Source organism: Paenibacillus sp. PAMC 26794 (genome assembly GCF_000316035.1).
GTDB lineage: Bacteria > Bacillota > Bacilli > Paenibacillales > Paenibacillaceae > Paenibacillus.
The window spans coordinates 1-20,131 of the sequence record NZ_ANHX01000064.1 but is presented as its reverse complement, the minus strand read 5'-3'; the positions used below and the strand labels follow the sequence as shown (position 1 = coordinate 20,131).

Below are 20,131 nucleotides of genomic sequence, written 5' to 3'. Positions count from 1 at the left end.
CTCAAGTGAATCATGGAGGTGTGCTGAATGAATGTAGAAAAACTTTTTGCTGAATCACCACAATTCGAAACACAGCGGTTAAAGCTGAGGCGGCTTACGATGGATGATCTTGATGAATATTATGCATTTGCCTCTGATCCGCGAGTGAGCCAGCAAAGCTTGTGGAACTGCCATGAGACGGTGGAGGATTCAATTCAATATATTCAGCGGGTACTGGATAATTATGAACGGAAAACGATACATATCTGGGCTTTTATCTTGAAGGAAACAGGGACCTTGATCGGGAGAGGTGGCATTTTTCATCTCAACGAACCCATGCAGAGTGCTGAACTAGGGTACGCGATAGCCAGCAGTCAATGGGGTAAGGGTCTCGCAGCAGAAGCGATGCAACCTATCGTGGATTATTGCTTTCGGGAACTGGACTGCAATCGGTTGGAGGGGAAATGTAATGCAGACAACATAGGCTCTGCACGCGTAATGGAGAAGCTGGGCATGTCGTACGAAGGTTTGCTACGCAAACAGTTGAAGATCAAAGGTGTATTTACGGATCAAAAAGTGTACTCTCGTATCCGGGATGATCTATAATACTTCCAATGACACATAGGGTACATCGCAGAAATTGAAGGAGGCGGAACCATGATCTATAGTATTATTTCCCGTTCGTTGTGGGAGCAAGTGTCAAAGGGGACTGAGTATGCACCAGATAGCCTGGAGACGGACGGATTCATTCATTGTTCCACCAAGGAACAGATTCCATGGGTAGCCGGGCAATATTATGCAGGCCGCACGGATCTGTTATTACTTAGTATTGATGAGAAGGCGTTAAAGCCAGAACTGGTGTATGAGGATCTCTACGAATTGAATGAACTATATCCACATATCTATGGAGAGCTCAATCTGGATGCGGTACGTAAAGCTATTCCATTTGAACCGAATGCAGACGGTACGTTCTCATTTCCTGAATAAAATAACATGTGACGTATCTGTCTGAACGTGATCAGGGGCCATATTACTTTTACGAAGGGTGGTTAACGGGGATGGATATGAATCAGGTTTTTCTGGAGACAGCGGAGAAACAGTTCCTGTATTACAAGCAGCTCGGGGAACAAGCGATGGCACAACTGGATTCCGAGCAATTGTTTCTATCCTGGAATGAAGACGCGAACAGCATTGCGGTTATCGTAAAACATCTATGGGGCAATATGCTGTCCCGTTGGACGGATGTACTGACAACAGATGGTGAGAAACCGTGGCGTGAACGAGATGCCGAATTCGTGAATGAACTTACATCCCGGGAAGAGTTGCTCGCCAAGTGGGAGGAAGGCTGGAATTGTCTACTTGAAGCCATTCGTTCGTTTACCCCGGAACAATTGTCTCATATCATCTACATTCGCAATGAAGGTCATACCATCATGGAGGCTATTATTCGGCAATTGGCGCATTATCCGTATCATGTCGGGCAGATTGTATTTGCCGCGAAAATGCTTAAAGAAACAGCTTGGGACAGTCTCTCGATTCCGAGAGACAGGTCTTCTCAATATAATGGCGGCAAATTTTCCAAGCCGAAGGCACGCAAACATTTTACAGAAGATGAACTTCATATCGAAAAAGGTGAGGAACAACAATGACTCAAATTGCATTGATTCGCCATGGAAGTACAGCGTGGAATAAGGAAAAACGTTCACAGGGACAGACGGATAATCCGCTGGATCAGGATGGCAGGGAACAGGCGGTATTACTTGCCGCGAGACTGGCCGAAGAATCCTGGGATGCCATCTATGCAAGTGACTTGGAGCGTGCAAGTGAGACGGCACGCATCATCGGTGATCGCTTGGGTATTCAGGAGATTCATCTGGACCCTAGACTTCGCGAGATGGGCGGAGGACAGGTCGAAGGAACGACGGAAGAGGAACGTATAGCCAAGTGGGGAGTGGACTGGAGTACTCTGGATCTGGGACGTGAGCTTGCAGATGCAGGGACTGTTCGAGGCAGTGCGGTGCTTGAAGATATTGTACAGCAGCACCCCGATGGAAGAGTGATTGTTGTCAGTCACGGAGCCGTCCTGCGGAATACACTGCGAGGTCTGGTGCCTGAACTGGATATCAGCGTGAAGCTGTCCAACACATCCATTACCCGGATCGCCAAGAATGAGAATGCGTGGCAATGCGAACTGTACAATTGCAGCGTGCATTTGGATTCGTCCAGAGAGTCTTAATAGATGAATGTTATGACGTTAAAACGCTAGCAAACTTTGTGGACAAAGGGGGAGATGGCGCATGACCAAACAGCCGTATTCATGGACGGAGGAGATTTTATCTCCGCTGGGTGAGGCAGCGGTTATCATCCATTGCGGGGATCAATTGTCTGACTCTGTGCAGCGCAGAGTGATGTCTGTATGTGCTTTGCTGGAAAAAAACACTTTGCCAGCCATGATCGAATGGGTGCCTTCATATACGTCGGTTACAGTATTTTATGATCCGTTCATCTCCTCTTACCCTCAGTTATGCAAGATTCTACTTCAACAGTTGCATCAAATGAAGGAATCCTTACAAAACAAGCCCAGAACTTTCACGATTCCCGTATGTTACGGTGGCGAGTGGGGCCCTGATCTGGACTACGTTGCCAGTGAACATGGACTAACCACAGAGGAAGTTATTACGATTCATACATCCGGGGACTATCTTGTGCACATGATTGGATTCGCACCGGGTTTTCCTTATCTCGGCGGGTTATCCGAACGGATTACTACGCCCAGAAGAGCGACGCCGAGGCTCCGGGTTGAGGCGGGGACAGTAGGTATCGGTGGCAAACAGACGGGAATCTATCCGGTGGAGACACCCGGAGGATGGCAATGTATTGGACGAACGCCACTCCGGTTGTTTCGGCCGGAAGAGAACGTACCGAGTTTGCTGGCAGCAGGTGATCGGGTTCGATTCAAACAGATTACGATGCAGGAGTATCTGGCGTTGAAGCGGATGGAGGGCGAACGATGAGTATTGAAGTGATTCGCCCTGGCCTGTTATCTACCGTTCAGGATGAAGGCAGAACCGGCTATCGCCGGTATGGTATTCATCCTGGGGGAGTCATGGACACCTTTGCAGCCAGAGCAGCCAATATGCTTGTGGGCAACTCCAGATATGTGGCAGTGCTGGAGATGACGATGATGGGTCCGGAGCTTCGATTTCAGGAGAGCCAGCTTATCTCACTATGTGGAGCTGACTTGACGGCAACGGTGGATCATCTGCCTGTACCTTTGTGGCGTCCTGTGCTGGTGCGGGCTGGAAGTGTACTGAAGTTTGGTCAATGTCGTCATGGCTTGCGTGGATATCTGGCGATTGCGGGTGGAATAGCTGTGCCTGAAGTGATGGGCAGCCGAAGTACAGACCTCAAGACAGGTCTTGGCGGTGTGGATGGGCGAGCCTTGCGCGTGGGGGATCTGTTATCCAATGGTGAACCATCTGCTGAAGCGCGAGTATGGATGCAGCGTATGGAGCAGCAGGTAAAGGAGAGTGAGCGGGACCACCGAATATTGGCGCCTGCGTGGTTTTTATCTGAACGTGAAAGACCTGACTATTATGGGCAACCTGTTATTCGTGTGATGGAGAGCACGGATAGTTCGCTGTTCAGTCAAGAAAGTCTTGGACAATTCTATGCCGAAAAATACGTGAATTCTTCGCAATCCGATCGGATGGGCTATCGCTTGCAAGGCTCCAAACTGGAGCTGGATCAGCCCTTGGATCGGTTGTCTGAAGCCGTTACCTATGGCACGGTGCAGGTGCCACCGGATGGTCAGCCCATCATCTTGATGGCAGATCATCAGACGATTGGAGGTTATCCTGTCATTGCACAGGTAGCTCGGGTGGATATGCCAATCCTAGCTCAGGCTTGGCCAGGAACCCGAATTTCTTTTAAAAAGATTACGCATGATCAAGCCGGACAGTTGTATATGGAACAGGAAATCAATATGCAGCTCATGGATAAGCTGATACGCAGAAGAATGGCAGGAATGGAGGGCACTTAATGAATACCTCGAAAACCTTGGATATCAATTGTGATCTGGGCGAAAGTTATGGTATATATCGCACTCTGTCGGACGAAGCCATTCTACCCTTGATTACATCAGCCAATATTGCCTGCGGGTTTCACGCAGGAGACCCGGCTACAATGCGGATGACGGTGGAGAGGGCATTGGAGCATCAGGTGGCAATTGGAGCCCACCCCGGGTTGCCGGATTTGCAAGGGTTTGGCAGAAGACGTATGGACATTACGCCACGGGAAGCATATGACATGGTGGTGTATCAGATCGGTGCGCTGGATGCCTTTGTCCGGGCAAGCGGAGGGCACATGCATCACGTGAAACCACATGGTGCCTTATACAATATGGCCGCAGATGATGCGAATCTTGCTGAAGCCATCGCGGAGGCGATCTATCAAGTGCAGCCTGAGCTGTATCTGTATGGTCTGGCGGGCAGTGAGCTGATTCACGCCGCGGATCGCATCGGTCTGCGCAGTGTGAGCGAGGTGTTTGCGGATCGAACCTATGGGGCGGATGGTAAGCTAACCCTTCGAAGTCAAGCGGGAGCTGTCATTGAAGAGTCGGGACAAGCGATTGCGCAAGTGCTTCGGATGGTGAAAGACGGCGTAGTTGTATCCACGGACGGTACGTTGGTTCCCATTAAGGCAGAGACGGTCTGTATCCACGGTGACGGAGCGAACGCTCTCGCATTTGCTCAAGAGATTCGTCGTGTGTTGGAATCGAAAGGCATTAAGTTATCCGCGCATACCACGGGATGATACGAATGTTCAGCAGAACAATAGTAGTATCAGGTTGTTCGGATTGAACTTTGAAATTTTAGAATGACAAGGAGTGGATCAACAGAATGAAACCCATACGCAACTCAGCGAAGGCTGTCATTGTGCAGAGTGGACGATTGCTGGTCATCCGGCTGGAAGACCAATATGGTACCGCTTATGTGTTCCCAGGTGGAGGACAGGAGAAAGGTGAAGAACTCAAAGATGCGGTCGCACGCGAATGTCTGGAGGAGATTGGTCAGCCCGTGAACGTGGGCGAACTGTTACATATCCGGGAATATATCGGAAAAAATCATGAATTCGCCGAGTGGGATGCAGATATCCACCAGGTTGAATTTTATTTTGCGTGCAGCCTGATAGATTCGGAGGCGACCGTTTTTGAAGGCTCCAATCCAGACGACCACCAAGTCGCCGTGGAATGGATTGCACTTGAAGAGCTATCCCAGATTCGTTTATATCCAAAAACAATTGGCGAATTGCTGCTTACATCAGACTCTTCATCAATCTATCTTGGAGATCTGAATTAAATCAGCCAAGAAGAAATATCGTGCTAACCCCGTTATGTAAACACTTTTATAAATAGCATTTCCAATTTTGTCACGTTAGCGTATCGGTTCATGGATTCACCATAGGTGAGGTGGGTACACTATAAGTACAGGCTTATTACACCTAACGTAAGTTGATTGTACTTATACACAGCAACGGAGCGGATAAAACCTAAAGAAACGAAACCTGCAAAGTTAAGTACAGGTTTCTGTTTGAACTTTAGCTTACCCACTCCTCAAATTGGGAGAACAGTAGACGTAGTGGAGGGGACGGAATCGATTCTGAGGAAGCAAAGCGTTCGCCTTTATCAACGGATTTTCCCTTTGAGAAAAGGGAATCAAAAAAATCCGGGGATAACAGCGATCCAAAGAACGATCCGTACCCGGAACGACCTTCTACAAGAGTCCTCCCAATATCCCCCCAAACCGAAAGGAGCACTTCCCATGAACCAGACTGAATTGGAACAAAACATTGTAAAAGCATTGGAAAACAACCCTTTTTGTAGCTTCTCGACTGTGGAGAATGGTAAACCGAAATCCCGCTATATGGCGCTTTTCAACGATGGACTGAACATTCATCTGGCAACGAACCGCCGTACACACAAAGTAGAGGAACTGGAGAATAATCCGAATGTTAGCCTGCTGCTTGGTTATGAGGCTGGTGGTTCCAAGGAAGTAGTTGAGATTGAAGGCACCTGCGAAGTGACAAAGAACGAAGGCTTGCGTGAGCAAGTGTGGAACGATGAATTGAAAGCATGGTTCGATGGACCTAATGATCCGAACTATGTCATTCTGGACATCACCCCGGCTCGTATTGAATACACGGGGAAAGATCATGAACATCATGTGTGGGAACAATAATCCGAATATGAAAATAACCTCTGCAAAGTAGCGTCCTTATGCGAAAATACGTGCAGAGTTTAATCCAACCGTGAAAGCCATTAAGGTTTCACGGTTTTTGGTATGGATGAATAACGCTGAATTGGATATACATGTAAGACACATGTAATATACGTATTTTGAAGATAACAAGCACTATATACCTACTAAAATGTTGAAAAAATTGTCGAAATCACGCATGATAACGTAAACTTGCCCAGGTATGTGCGGGTAATGTAAAAAATAATGCTTTTCAATGACTGAACATTGCGTTATGATTTGGAATGTAAACGACAAGCACAGACATAAATAGATGTTCATGTGAGATAAACTTACCTGAAATTCCGATGCATGTCATCAGAGCGTCAGTACGCACAACCCATGAAATCTATCTTTTTTCTGCGCTCTTCGTTTGCCCATTAATGCATGATTCAATGTACATAACCGGGAGGGGTTATTTTGAAAATGAGAAAAAAAGTATTATCAAGCCTGACTGCCGCTTTGGTTGCATTAAACGTGCTTGCGGTGTTTCCGGTACCTGTATCGGCTGCGGATGCTGCCAAAGTTAAACTGCGGATCATGGAGACAACAGACATTCATGACAATCTGATTAACTACGACTATTATTCCGACAAAGAGACAGACCAGTATGGACTCGCCAAAACAGCTACACTGATCAAGAAAGCGCGTGACGAAGCCAAGAACAGCCTGCTGTTTGACAATGGTGATCTGATTCAGGGTAACCCGCTGGGAGACTATGTTGCGAAGATTGATCCACTGAAAAAGGGTGAGACTCACCCTGTATATAAAGCGATGAATCTGCTCGATTATGATGCAGGTAACATCGGTAACCATGAGTTCAACTATGGTCTGGACTTCCTGGACATGACGCTGGAGGGAGCGAACTTCCCTTACATTAACGCCAATGTCTATGTAGACGACGGTGATGATGATGAGACAAATGACAAGAACTATTTCACACCGTATGAGATTTTGGATAAAAAGGTAACGGATGAGACTGGCAAAGAACATACGATCAAAGTGGGTGTGATCGGATTTGTACCGCCTCAAATCATGCAGTGGGATAGCGCTAACCTTGAAGGGAAAGTAATCGCCAAGGATATTATTGCTACTGCGAAAAAATTCATTCCTGAAATGAAAGCTAAAGGTGCCGACATTATTGTAGCCATCCCTCACTCCGGATTTGAGGATATCCCTCAAACGGATCTGATGGAGAACTCCGTACTTTACCTGAGCCAGGTAGAAGGCATTAATGCCATTCTGTTTGGACATGCCCACAAAGTATTCCCAAGTGCTGATTTTGCCGGCAAAAAAGGGGTAGACCTGGAGAAGGGCACCATTAACGGCGTTCCTGCTGTAGAGCCAGGGTTCTGGGGTGATCATCTTGGTATCATCGACCTGGATCTGGAGTTGGTAGATGGCAAATGGAAAGTGGTGGATTCCAAAACGGAAGCACGCCCAATCTATGACACAGCCAACAAAAAACCATTGGTAGACGCTGATCAGTCGATCATTGATGCGGTTCATGAAGAGCATGAAGGCACGCTTGAGTATGTTCGTGGTCCGGTGGGCGAAACGACTGCACCTATCAACAGCTTCTTCGCTCTGGTTCAGGATGATCCATCCATTCAGATTGTAACGAATGCACAGAAATGGTATGTCGAAAAACATATGCAAGGTACGGAATATGAGAAAATCCCTGTATTGTCCGCAGGTGCACCATTCAAAGCCGGTGGGCGTTCAGGCGCTTCGTATTACACGAATATCCCTAAAGGCACCATTGCGATTAAAAACGTTGCTGACCTGTACGTGTATCCAAATACGGTACATGCTGTAATGGTGAACGGCGCAGAACTGAAAGAATGGCTGGAATGGTCCGCAGGCCAATTCAACCAGATCGACCCGGCTAAAGGTGGACAACAACAACTGATCAACAACGACTTCCCAACGTACAACTTCGATGTTATCGATGGTGTGACGTATCAGATCGATGTGACACAACCAGCCAAATATGACGGCAAAGCAACCGTTGTAAATGCATCCGCAAGCCGGATCAAGGATCTGAGCTTTAACGGCAAACCGGTTGACCCAGCGCAAAAATTCATTGTAGCGACAAATAACTACCGTGCTTCTTCGTCCAAGCTGGCTAACCCGGACGGTAAACGTATCGTTCTGGCTGCACCGGATGAGAACCGTCAAGTGATTATCGACTACATCCGTGAGAATAAAACGATTAATCCGGCAGCGGACGGCAACTGGTCCCTGGCACCAATCAAACCATCTGCTGGGTTAACCGCAGCAGCGCTGAACGATCTTGAAGTTGTGTTTGCTTCTTCCCCGGATGCGAAAGGTCTGGTTGAAGCGAATCCGGCGATGTCGTTCATCGGTACGAACAAAGAAGGTTTTGCAGAGTATGGCTTGAAACTGACTGGAGAAGCAACAACAACTCCGAAACCAGGTACGGAGCCTGCTCCTACGCCTACAAAGCCAACTAAACCTACGGAGCCGACTACTCCAACCAAACCAACGACCAAGCCACAGCCTGAGAAACCAGCGGGCGGCAAAGTGGTATATGTGGTGAAAAAAGGCGATAACTTGTACCGTATCGGCTTAAAATATGGTGTGGACTGGCGCAAGATTGTCACATTTAACGTAATTCCAGATGTACACAACCTGAAAGTTGGACAGAAAATCGTGATTCCCGCTTCTTAAAGTTTAATAAGCGGTGAGGAGGAGACCGACAGTCATCAGACTGTTGGTCTTTTTTTCTGCAAATTTGAATATATTTGTTCCAAGAACCGTCATACAGGAAGTCATCAAAACAGTAGAGATTAATTTTAAGACCCATGATATAATATTTACAAACTTTGGGTATATACAAGTGAACATTAATGGACATGGAATCTAAATTGGCAAGGGGGGTCCTACATGAATTGCAGTGGCTGCAGTCCAATCTATCCTATAGAGGGCCAAGGTACCTTGTACTTGCGTCCCATTTCCCCCGCTTTGCTGGAAGCGCTACAAACGCCGGGAAGACTTATCGAGACGTCGGATGACATGATGTGGATACATTTTTCGAATCTGGAGACGGTTCAGAGCTTAATAGAAAAGATCGGCGAAATTGATCCGACATTACGTGATTCCCTAACTGTTCAGATTATGCCTATATACGAACAGGCTAATGAAGAAAGCTGGATTAGTCTAACCATGCAGGAGTCTCGTTTCAAACATGCGGAGCTTGTTTCCATTATTCTGGAGCATCAATTCAGCAGTCATATGCAACCCATCGTTGATGCATCGGAGCAGATTATCGGATATGAGTTTTTGCTTCGTCCTGCTGAGAATGGAAAATCCTTCAGTTCCTATGAATTATTTGAAGTTGCGCATGAGACTGGACTACATTCTTTTCTGGATCGATTGGCGCGTATTACTGCTATTGAGACCAGTGCCCTTTTTCTGCCGCATGGTGTCAAACGCTTCGTAAATTTCCTGCCTTCCTCCATATATAATCCCGAATATTGTCTGACACATACGTTTGAAGCGATTGAACGTCTTTCGCTGGACCCTAAAGATTTTGTGTTTGAAGTCGTGGAAACAGAGCAGATTCAGCATATGTCCATCTTGCAGCATATATTTGAGGTGTATCGTTCCCGTGGAATGTCGGTTGCACTGGATGATGTGGGTGCCGGATATTCGACAATAGAGTTGATGAATCGGTTAGAACCGGATTTTGTCAAAATAGATCGAAGTCTTATTGACCGTTGTGATCAGGATTCGACCAAACAACAGAAAATTCTTCATATTGTTGAGATGTCGAGTCGATTTGGAGGGCAAGTCCTTGCCGAGGGGATCGAACGGATGGAAGAGTTTGAGTTCTGTCGTTCCATAGGTATTGAGCTTGCACAGGGCTACTATTTTGGTAAACCCTCGGCACAACCCCCAGGCGGTCCGTACGCCAATACTTCATCTAATTCATGGAATAATTAGTAACCTGTACCTTGTACAAGTCGCTTCTGATCAGAGGTGGCTTGTTTGGCGTGCCTGCACATTTTTCTCTCAAATAAATACCCTCATTTAGCCGATATATAAGATAAGCCTTTTAGATTGATCCATACATACAAAGAAAGAGGACATTTTTACATTTTGAGGGGGAGAAAGACATGAGTGAAACTCAGGGTAATAAACTAGTGAAAGCAGCGAAACCTGCCAAATCAAAACATAGTAAAAATAAAAAGAAGAAAAAGAAAGGTTTCGTCTGGAATATAAGGAACAAACTATTGGTCTCCTTCCTGGCCGTTCTGCTCCTGCCAAGCTTGGCAATCGGCTTGATCACACTAACGATGGCTGAAGATGGCATACAAGAACAATTAGTGGATAGTGCCATGCAAAGTGTGAGCACTGCCAATACCATTGTAGAAAGCCAAGTGAATTACAAGATTAATGACATTAACTATTTCGCGGATGCTCTTGATCCGAGCCTTATCAAAGGGGAGAACGATAGTCCCGAGCTTCAGGTGAAGCTGGAGCAATATCTGGGCTTGCATCCCGATGCCATGAATATTTTTGTAGGAACAACAGATGGAGTCATGGTTCGAGGGAAACCAACAGCGAGCAGTACGCGTGGAGATGCATATGATCCTAGGGAGCGGGAGTGGTACAAACTAGCGATGGAAAAGCCAGGTACAGCCGTTGTATCAGCTGTGTCTGTTAATACCGATGGCGTTGCAGTTGTATTTATCTCCAAAACATTAAAGGATCAATCCGGTGTAATCGGTTTGTCTCTGGATCTGACAGACCTGCGAGAACAGGCATCCATTAAGGTGGGCAAAGAAGGCTACGTCATTATTATGGATGCAAACAAAAACTATGTTGTTTCCCCTATAGCAGATGCAGGTACACAGGAAACTAGCGGCACCCTTGATGAGATGTATCAGAGTCAAGAAGGTCATTTCGATTACGTGTACAACAATCAGCCGAAAATGATGATTTTCTCAACGAATGAAGCAACGGGCTGGAAAATTGCCGGCACGATGTTCAAGAGTGAAATAACCAATGCGAGTAAGGATATTCGCATGGTCACATTTATTGTTATTCTGGCGGCTACGTTCCTTACGCTCATCTTTATTATCTGGTTTACACGCTCCATGCTGCGTCCAATCAAGCGTCTGCAGGAATCTGCAAGAGCCGTGAGTAAAGGTGACTTGACCGTGAAAATGGAAACAGGACGTAAAGATGAAGTCGGAGAACTTGCGAAGTATTTTGAACGTATGGTCGATAACCTTCGAATGATGATTCTTGGTGTACAGGAAACGACAGAGCAGGTATCTGCTTCTTCTCAAGAGTTGTCTGCCAGTGCAGAACAAACCACCAAAGCGATTGAACATTCAACACAGGCCATTCAGGAACTGGCTGAAGGTGCAGAGCAGCAGGTAAACAGCGTGAAAGACGGATCTGGACAGATGAGCCGAATGGCAGAAGATGTTCGAATGATGTCGGAGCGTGTACAATCGATTACGGCAAATATGCGGCATACGTCCGGAGCGGCTTCTTCCGGGAATGAGGCAGCAGGACAGGCTGTGGAGCAGATGAACAGTATCCAGGAAACGGTGGAGCAGCTGGGGACGGTGGTTCAATCTCTGAATGCCCGTTCCGTTGAGATTGGTAGCATGGTTGATGTCATTGCATCCATCTCCAAACAAACGAACTTGCTTGCATTAAATGCTTCTATTGAAGCGGCAAGAGCGGGTGATGCGGGTCGTGGGTTTGCAGTTGTAGCGGGTGAGGTACGCAAACTGGCAGAAGAATCCGGAAGCTCGGCAGCGCAGATCGGTGAGGTGGTTCATAATATCCGTCAGGACATGGATGCCGCTCTGATCGCCATGAATGCGGCTCAGACTCGGGTAGGAGAAGGAATTCAGGCCGTGAATACGTCAGGGCAATCCTTTGCCCAGATTCGGGAGGCGGTGGAAGGTGCTGTTCATACATTGGATGACTTGTCCGCAACAACGAAGCAACTGGAGAGCGGTGCATCCCACGTTGCCAAGGCGATGAGTGATATTTCGAATGTGACCCAGGAATCGGCTGCGAATACAGAATCCGTGTCTGCATCTTCGCAAGAACAACTGGCATCGGTAGAAGAGATTGCATCCTCCTCGGCACATCTGAATAGCATGGCGGAACAATTACAAGGATTGCTCGGCATGTTCAAGATGGTGGAGGATACACCGAAGGATAAGGGTAAAGAATAATTCCTGGGATTGAACACCATAACTCACCACACATTTTATATTAAAAGAAAATAAAGATAGACAATGTTCCTGTTGCCCTGTATAAATATATCGTCTGGTCATTCCGCGCATAGGCGGTGTAATCTTACAGTATAAGATTGAATTAACGAAATAATATATTGATACAGGGTACAGCAGGAGGCTCTATGGTATACGTAGCAATACTGATTTTTGTAGTGACAATCACCTTGGTGATCTGGCAACCTCGTGGATTGGGTATCGGTTGGACTGCCTCTGGTGGGGCATTAATTGCCCTGTTGTGTGGAGTTGTCAGCTTAAACGATGCCTCGGATGTGGCATCCATTGTATGGAATGCAACGCTGGCCTTTGTCGGCATTATTATGATTTCTCTCATTCTCGACGAGACGGGTTTCTTCGAATGGGCTGCCCTTCATATGGCAAGGCTGGCTGGAGGAGACGGTCGCAGACTGTTTTTCTACTCCATTCTGCTGGGAGCCGCGGTGTCTGCCTTGTTCGCGAATGACGGTGCCGCGCTCATTCTGACGCCAATTGTGCTGGCAATGGTGCGTGCATTGAGGTTTGATGAGCGAATGGTGCTGGCTTTTGTGATGGCGAGTGGATTTATCGCCGATACCACGTCGTTACCGTTAGTCGTCAGCAATCTGGTTAACATTGTATCGGCCGATTTCTTTGGTATTACATTTGTGGAGTATGCGGTACGCATGGTTGTGCCCAATCTGTTCTCAATCGTAGCGAGTACAGGGATGTTGTTCTTGTTCTATCGCAAAAGCATACCTCGTCGCTACGACATCTCCGCGGCACGTGACCCGAAAGAAGCGATACGCGATCCCCGGATGTTCCGAATCGCCTGGTTCATGCTTGGGCTGTTACTGGTGGCCTATGCATCCAGTGAGTTTCTGCCGATTCCAGTGTCGGTTATCGTTGGCTCCGTTGCGCTGCTGTTCGCTTTACTGGCACGGAAGAGCGAGGCTGTTGATCTGAAACGGGTAATCAAGGAAGCGCCATGGTCGATTGTGGTGTTCTCCGTGGGTATGTATATCGTCGTATATGGACTGCGTAATGCAGGGTTAACGGATCATCTGAGTCGCTGGCTGGATGCCATAGCAGAGCATGGTCTGCTGGCTGCTTCGCTCGGGATGGGCATCATCGCTGCTGTATTATCATCAGTGATGAACAACCTGCCTACCGTGTTGATTAACCTGCTAGCCATCCAGGGTGCACATACCGAAGGTATTATTCAAGAAGCGTTGATCTATGCCAATGTCATTGGTTCCGATTTGGGTCCCAAAATGACCCCGATTGGATCACTAGCCACATTGCTGTGGCTGCACGTATTATCCCGCAAAGGTATGAAGATCACATGGGGGTATTATTTCAAGGCAGGTATTATCCTGACGATCCCGACACTGTTGATCACGTTGGCCGGATTGGCATTGTGGCTCTGGATTTTAGGTTAGTAAAATTTGATTTTACATTGAGTATCAATAAGATAATCTGTTGTAATGTAAAAGGCTGCTCTCACAGCTGGTGCTACGCACTGGCAGTGGGGCAGTTTTTTTATTTCCTGCTTTTGTTTCTTCTATAGAAGAAATGAACTATTTCAATTAAGTATCTAAGCATTTCATAAGGCCAGCCCATTGTAGGCTGGCCTTCTTTGGCCTACTCCCAGGCAGGAGATTTGAAATGCCTGAGATCCAACGAGCGCTAACACAGCGCAGGGAACGGAACGATTGTGGAAAAGCGAAGCGTTCGCCTTTATCCCCGGATGTATTCCATAGAAAAAGTAAATCATATAAATCCGGGGATAACAGCGATTGAAACAACGCCCGTTCCCGAAGCGGCCACTTCAGCGCAATTGGTCTCAGATGATTTTCAATATACAACCGATATTTTTAACATTGCGTTTACAAAACACTGATTTTAAGATGACATACCGAAACTACAATAAGTAAAGAGTTGATGGTGAACAAACAAATTCACAAAACGCCATCACCACATTGGGGGAGGAAAACAAAACATGTTTAAAAAGTTGCCGTTTATTTTGATGACCTTAACGTTCGTACTGGTGCTCGCTGCATGCGGATCGAAAAATGACGCTGGTACAGAGGGTGCCGCAAGCAATGGATCAGGAGAAGCTGCTACTGAGCTTAGCGGTAACATTCTGGCAGTCGGATCGACAGCATTGCTACCTCTGGTAGAACAAGCTGGACAGAAATTTATGGCAGTTGATGAATATAAGAACGTAACGGTTCAAGTTCAAGGTGGCGGTAGTGGTACTGGTTTGACACAAGTATCTGACGGACAAGCTACAATCGGTAACTCTGATGTATTTGCAGAAGAGAAACTGGAGGACGAAGCCAAAGTAAAAGAACTGGTTGACCATCAAGTAGCCGTAGTAGCTATGGCTCCAGTTAGCAACAAAGATGCAGGCGTAGAAGGTTTGACGAAGCAACAACTGATCGATATTTTCTCCGGTAAAGTGAAGAACTGGAAAGACGTTGGTGGTGCGGATCAAGCAATCGTTATTGTAAACCGTCCGAGTAGTTCCGGTACTCGTGCAACTTTTGAGAAGTATGCATTGGGTGCGAAAATGGATGATATCCAAGGTTCGATTCAAGAAGATTCTTCTGGTAACGTAAAAAAATTGGTATCTGAAACGCCAGGTGCTATTGGTTACCTTGCCCTGTCTTACTTGGATGACAGCTTGCAAGTGTTGAAATACGAAGGTGTAGAAGCAACAGTTGAGAACGTAGAAGCAGGAACTTATCCAGTGTGGGCTTACGAGCACATGTACACAAAAGGTGAGCCAGATGCAGCTACAAAAGCGTTCCTCGACTACATCCTGAGTGATGAAATTCAACAAAGCGACGTGACAGAACTTGGATACATTCCAATGTCAGGTATGAAAGTAAAACGCGATGCAGCAGGTAATGTGGTTCAGTAATCATTGAACTTGCGCATACAGCGAAAGAGGCGGACTTAGGTCCCGCCTCTTTACGCGGTTTGCTCTGAAATAATCCCATATTTTGCATTAATTCTACTATAGAAGGATGGTTGTTATGGAACAGACCGAAGGGGGAACGGTAATGAATAACAAGTTGAAACCGCGCCGGCCCTTAAAAGAGAAACATTATTGGGAAGAGTGGACGGGACGGATCTATACGTCGATTTGTGTCGTTTTCCTGATCGTTGTCATGTTTTCCATTGTTTATTTTGTAGCGTCCAAGGGACTATCGACATTTTTCCAAAATGGGATAAGCATAAGCGAATTCCTTGGTGGGAAAACGTGGAATCCAACTGGGGAACCTGCTTTCTACGGGGCATTGCCGTTCATCACAGGTTCTTTCATTACAACCTTGCTTGCAGCATTGATCGCAAGTCCGCTTGGACTGTGTGCAGCGCTATTCATGACAGAGATTGTCCCGGGTAAAGGGAAAAAGATCTTGCAGCCTGCGATTGAGCTCTTGTCCGGAATTCCATCCGTTGTGTACGGATTTATTGGTCTGAGTGTCATCGTACCCTTGCTTCGCAGTATCTTTGGTGGAACAGGCGTCGGGATTGCAGCCGGATGTCTTGTTCTCGCCGTAATGATTCTTCCTACGGTGACAAGTATTATGGCCGATGCATTGTCCGCGTTACCAAAAGGATTGCGTGAATCCTCCTACGCACTGGGTGCCACTCGCTGGCAAACCATCTACCGTGTCATTATCCCAACGACTTTGCCAGCTTTGTTGACAGGTGTCGTTTTGGGTATGGCCCGTGCTTTTGGTGAGGCACTTGCTGTGCAGATGGTTATCGGTAATGCACCGCATGTTCCAACATCCTTGCTTGAATCAGCTTCAACATTAACAAGTGTAATTACACTCAGCATGGGTAACACCACGATGGGTTCTGTTCATAACAATGCACTGTGGAGTATGGCGCTTGTCCTGTTGGTGATGACCTTTGTCTTCGTCATTCTGGTTCGCCTGCTTGAAAGGAGAAACCGGGTATGAAAATGAAGGCAAAGACGGTAGATAAAATTGCAACATCCGTTATCGTTGTACTGGCCCTGTTCATTGTTATTCTATTGCTCGGTCTGCTTGGCTTCATCATGTATAGAGGTATTGGGCATATTAGCTGGAACTTCCTGACAAGCGCACCACAGTTGCTTAAGGGTGGCGGCGGGATTGGTCCACAACTCTTCAACTCCGTATTCTTGCTTGTTCTGACCTTGATTGTTACCATTCCACTCGGATGGGGCGGCGGAATTTACATGGCGGAATACGCCAAGCCAGGTAAGATTACCAGCTTCATTCGTCTGGTCGTTGAAGTATTGTCATCATTCCCTTCCATTGTTATCGGTTTGTTTGGCCTCTTGCTGCTAGTAAATCAATTTGGTCTTGGTTTCTCCCTGATCTCGGGTGCCTTGGCTCTGGCGATCTTTAACTTGCCACTGATGGTACGGACAACGGAGCAGGCCTTCCGGGCTGTTCCGAAGGAGCAGAAGGAAGCAGGTCTGGCGCTTGGGCTGTCCAAGTGGAAAATCATTACTTCCATTCTGTTGCCGGTGGCATTGCCGAGTTTGATTACGGGTACGATCCTGGCATCGGGCCGGATCTTCGGTGAAGCAGCCGCGCTGATGTTCACCGCAGGTATGAGTAGTCCACCATTGGACTTTACAGATTGGAATCCGACGAGTCCAAGATCACCGCTTAATCCTTTCCGTCCGGCAGAGACACTTGCTGTCCATATCTGGAAAGTGAATAGTGAAGGCATTGGGCCAGATTCCAAAGAAGTGGCAGCAGGGGCGTCCGCCGTGCTTGTCATTCTCGTGCTGGCGTTCAATCTAAGTGCACGCTGGATCGGTAGGGTTGTATTCCGCCGTATGACAGCTTCGAAATAAGGAGGAACCAACATGGCCATACCTTTTGGTACGGAACAGTTAAGCATATATTATGGACATTTCCAGGCGGTCAAGCAGATTAGCCTGACATTTCCTGAAGCAAGCGTAACGGCTCTTATTGGGCCATCTGGTTGCGGTAAATCCACGTTCCTCCGGTCGCTGAACCGGATGAACGACGAGATTGCCGGTTCCCGTACAGAGGGACATATCTGGATGGACGGTAACGATCTGAATGAGCCTGGAACCGATGTAATCAAGCTTCGCCAGAAGATTGGCATGGTGTGGCAGAAGCCAAATCCTTTTCACAAGTCCATCTACAACAATATCGCGTTTGGCCCCCGCTACCGTGGTACGAAGAGTAAGAAGGCACTGGATGAAATTGTGGAAAAAAGCTTGCGTCGTGCTGCGCTCTGGGACGAAGTGAAAGACAGACTGCATGAGTCAGCTCTGTCTCTCTCTGGCGGACAACAGCAGCGTCTATGTATCGCCCGCGCCTTGTCTGTTGATCCGCAGATTCTGCTGCTTGATGAGCCGGCATCTGCACTTGACCCGGTATCTTCGGGTAAGGTTGAAGAATTGATTACTGAGCTCAAGAGGGATCTGCGGATCGTCATTGTTACCCATAATATGCAGCAGGCGGCACGCATCTCGGATTATACGGCTTATTTCTATCTGGGGAACATGATTGAACACGGGGATACGGAGCATATTTTCACGAACCCGGACAATCGTCTGACGCAAGAATACATTATGGGTCGTTTCGGTTAATTGTTACATTAGATGGAGTATGAGATAGAGATAGATTTATAGAATCAGAAGGAAGCATAACACTCGAGTGAGGTAGCTCGGGGGGTTATGCTTTTTTAATGAATATTTATGGGAGAGCAGTGCTGCTGATTTATTTGTCTCCGGCGACAGGCATTTATGCCAATGTGGTTTCCTTTGCCGCCTTCCAAACAATCATTTTATGAGGAACATGAGTCTTGAGCCCGGTCATGATGATGGCCTAAAAAGGGCGATTTATACATCACGATGAACTCGTAGTATGCATATCCATATAAGATGATCTCGATCAGGTGAATGTATACTGACAAAGGAGGCATCTAAAGAATGGCTGTTCTATCAACAGGTCCTATAGAGAATAATATCGTTGCGGGAAGTGGTGTGCGTCCCACCCAGAGAGTTACGGTAAAGCTGGATAATCGGAATGAAAGTAGTATCTACACGGTTTTGGTTCAAGGCTATCATTTAGATGGTGTTCGTACATTGTATATTCAAGATTTGTTCAGTGTTATGCCGAACAAAGTGATAACCAAAGATTATTATGCTAACTTTAATGGGTTTGAAATGGTCTTTACAACGAGTGATGTTGCCGTGGCAGAAGTACAAATTTCGGTATGGGGAAAAAATCAGAATGGAGAATTGGTAGCTGCGCATCGTCTGGTATCTCAGGAGTTGTTAGGTGAGGTGACCGGAATCACCGGTGATACGGGTACAACCGGCGTAACAGGGGCAACTGGAGTTACTGGCGATACGGGTGCGACAGGTGTGACGGGAGCCACCGGAATTACTGGAGATACAGGTGCACCGGGAGCAACTGGAACTACTGGCGATACGGGTGCAACAGGCGTGACAGGAGCAACTGGAATCACTGGAGATACAGGTGCAACAGGAGTAACCGGAACGACTGGAATTACTGGAGATACGGGTACAACAGGCGTGACAGGAGCAACTGGAATCACTGGAGATACGGGTACGACAGGTGTAACGGGAGCGACCGGAGTTACTGGCGATACAGGTGCGACAGGTGTAACGGGAGCGACCGGAGTCACTGGCGATACGGGTGCGACAGGAGTAACAGGAACGATTGGAATCACTGGAGATACAGGCGTGACTGGAACAACCGGAATCACAGGAGATACGGGTGCAACAGGCGTAACGGGAACGACTGGAGTTACTGGAGATACGGGTGCAACAGGCGTGACAGGAGCAACTGGAATCACTGGAGATACAGGTGTGACAGGGGTAACGGGAGCGACCGGAGCAACGGGCACGACTGGGATTACTGGAGATACAGGTGCGCCGGGAGCAACTGGAACTACTGGCGATACAGGAGCAACAGGCGTAACGGGCACGACCGGAATTATTGGGGACACAGGTTCGATTGGAGTTACTGGTGATACAGGAGCCACCGGAGTAACGGGAACGACAGGATCTACTGGTGGACCAGGATCTACTGGGTTAACTGGCGCAACCGGCGCAACCGGAATGGGAACAACCGGATCCACGGGAGCAACTGGAGTAACCGGTGTCACAGGTGCGACGGGAACAGGGGCTACTGGCGCCACAGGTGCAACCGGAACGACTGGAGCTACTGGTGGAACAGGATCTACTGGGTTAACCGGAGCGACAGGTGCAACCGGAACGGGAACAACCGGATCCACGGGAGCGACGGGTTCAACTGGAGTAACCGGTGTGACAGGATCTACTGGTGGAACAGGGGCTACTGGGGTAACCGGAACGACAGGATCTACTGGTGGAACAGGACCTACTGGGGTAACCGGCGCAACAGGTGCAACTCCTACGTTTGTAGACTCATTCTTTAATGGTAATATTCAACCGCAGACAATTGCTTCTGGATCAAATATTCTAAATATTACTCCAAACCAATTTACATCACTAACTTATAATGCAACAACAAGTGTTTTCACAATACAAAA

The 20,131-nt window shown here is 47.4% G+C and carries 17 protein-coding genes and 1 pseudogene; all 18 read left to right on the top strand.

Going from position 1 to position 20,131, the window contains the following annotated elements; all coding sequences use genetic code 11:
- Positions 1–27: 27 nt before the first annotated feature.
- Complete coding sequence (locus D829_RS0121440) at positions 28–585, top strand: GNAT family N-acetyltransferase (protein ID WP_017690986.1); 558 nt, start codon at positions 28–30, stop codon at positions 583–585.
- 51 nt (positions 586–636) lie between these two features.
- Entirely contained in the window at positions 637–966 is a 330-nt protein-coding gene (locus D829_RS0121435) for a DUF952 domain-containing protein (protein WP_017690985.1), read from the top strand.
- Positions 967–1,037: 71 nt separating this feature from the next.
- Positions 1,038–1,628 (top strand): DUF1572 family protein, encoded by a 591-nt coding sequence (locus D829_RS0121430; protein WP_017690984.1) that lies wholly within the window; start codon positions 1,038–1,040, stop codon positions 1,626–1,628.
- On the top strand, positions 1,625–2,215 hold the full coding sequence (locus tag D829_RS0121425; RefSeq protein ID WP_017690983.1) for a histidine phosphatase family protein: 591 nt from the start codon (positions 1,625–1,627) through the stop codon (positions 2,213–2,215). Before D829_RS0121430 ends, D829_RS0121425 begins: the two co-directional genes overlap by 4 nt.
- Positions 2,216–2,276: 61 nt before the next feature.
- Positions 2,277–2,993, top strand: a complete 717-nt coding sequence (pxpB, locus tag D829_RS0121420) for a 5-oxoprolinase subunit PxpB (RefSeq protein ID WP_017690982.1) — start codon at positions 2,277–2,279, stop codon at positions 2,991–2,993.
- Positions 2,990–4,021, top strand: a complete 1,032-nt coding sequence (locus tag D829_RS0121415; protein WP_017690981.1) for a biotin-dependent carboxyltransferase family protein — start codon at positions 2,990–2,992, stop codon at positions 4,019–4,021. Before pxpB ends, D829_RS0121415 begins: the two co-directional genes overlap by 4 nt.
- Positions 4,021–4,794, top strand: a complete 774-nt coding sequence (locus D829_RS0121410) for a 5-oxoprolinase subunit PxpA (protein ID WP_017690980.1) — start codon at positions 4,021–4,023, stop codon at positions 4,792–4,794. Before D829_RS0121415 ends, D829_RS0121410 begins: the two co-directional genes overlap by 1 nt.
- Before the next feature lie 86 nt (positions 4,795–4,880).
- Positions 4,881–5,339 (top strand): NUDIX domain-containing protein, encoded by a 459-nt coding sequence (locus D829_RS0121405; protein WP_017690979.1) that lies wholly within the window; start codon positions 4,881–4,883, stop codon positions 5,337–5,339.
- 462 nt (positions 5,340–5,801) lie between these two features.
- Positions 5,802–6,218, top strand: a complete 417-nt coding sequence (locus tag D829_RS0121400; RefSeq protein WP_017690978.1) for a pyridoxamine 5'-phosphate oxidase family protein — start codon at positions 5,802–5,804, stop codon at positions 6,216–6,218.
- A 483-nt stretch (positions 6,219–6,701) separates the two neighbouring features.
- Positions 6,702–8,969: a bifunctional 2',3'-cyclic-nucleotide 2'-phosphodiesterase/3'-nucleotidase gene (locus D829_RS0121395; RefSeq protein ID WP_036661885.1), complete on the top strand. Its 2,268-nt coding sequence runs from the start codon at positions 6,702–6,704 to the stop codon at positions 8,967–8,969.
- A 216-nt stretch (positions 8,970–9,185) separates the two neighbouring features.
- On the top strand, positions 9,186–10,244 hold the full coding sequence (locus D829_RS0121390) for an EAL domain-containing protein (protein WP_017690976.1): 1,059 nt from the start codon (positions 9,186–9,188) through the stop codon (positions 10,242–10,244).
- Between the two features lie 173 nt (positions 10,245–10,417).
- Positions 10,418–12,505, top strand: coding sequence for a methyl-accepting chemotaxis protein (locus D829_RS0121385; RefSeq protein ID WP_017690975.1), 2,088 nt, complete (start codon positions 10,418–10,420; stop codon positions 12,503–12,505).
- Positions 12,506–12,690: 185 nt separating this feature from the next.
- Complete coding sequence (locus D829_RS0121380; RefSeq protein ID WP_017690974.1) at positions 12,691–13,983, top strand: arsenic transporter; 1,293 nt, start codon at positions 12,691–12,693, stop codon at positions 13,981–13,983.
- Positions 13,984–14,543: 560 nt separating this feature from the next.
- Positions 14,544–15,470 (top strand): phosphate ABC transporter substrate-binding protein, encoded by a 927-nt coding sequence (locus tag D829_RS0121375; protein WP_017690973.1) that lies wholly within the window; start codon positions 14,544–14,546, stop codon positions 15,468–15,470.
- A gap of 142 nt (positions 15,471–15,612) precedes the next feature.
- Positions 15,613–16,521, top strand: coding sequence for a phosphate ABC transporter permease subunit PstC (gene pstC, locus D829_RS0121370; protein ID WP_100528178.1), 909 nt, complete (start codon positions 15,613–15,615; stop codon positions 16,519–16,521).
- 2 nt (positions 16,522–16,523) lie between these two features.
- On the top strand, positions 16,524–17,411 hold the full coding sequence (gene pstA / locus D829_RS0121365; protein ID WP_026081329.1) for a phosphate ABC transporter permease PstA: 888 nt from the start codon (positions 16,524–16,526) through the stop codon (positions 17,409–17,411).
- A gap of 12 nt (positions 17,412–17,423) precedes the next feature.
- The gene (gene pstB, locus D829_RS0121360; protein WP_017690970.1) at positions 17,424–18,179 is read left to right on the top strand and encodes a phosphate ABC transporter ATP-binding protein PstB; all 756 of its coding nucleotides are present in this window, start codon (positions 17,424–17,426) and stop codon (positions 18,177–18,179) included.
- 342 nt (positions 18,180–18,521) lie between these two features.
- Positions 18,522–20,131: pseudogene (locus tag D829_RS31680) on the top strand (collagen-like triple helix repeat-containing protein); the annotation flags it as partial.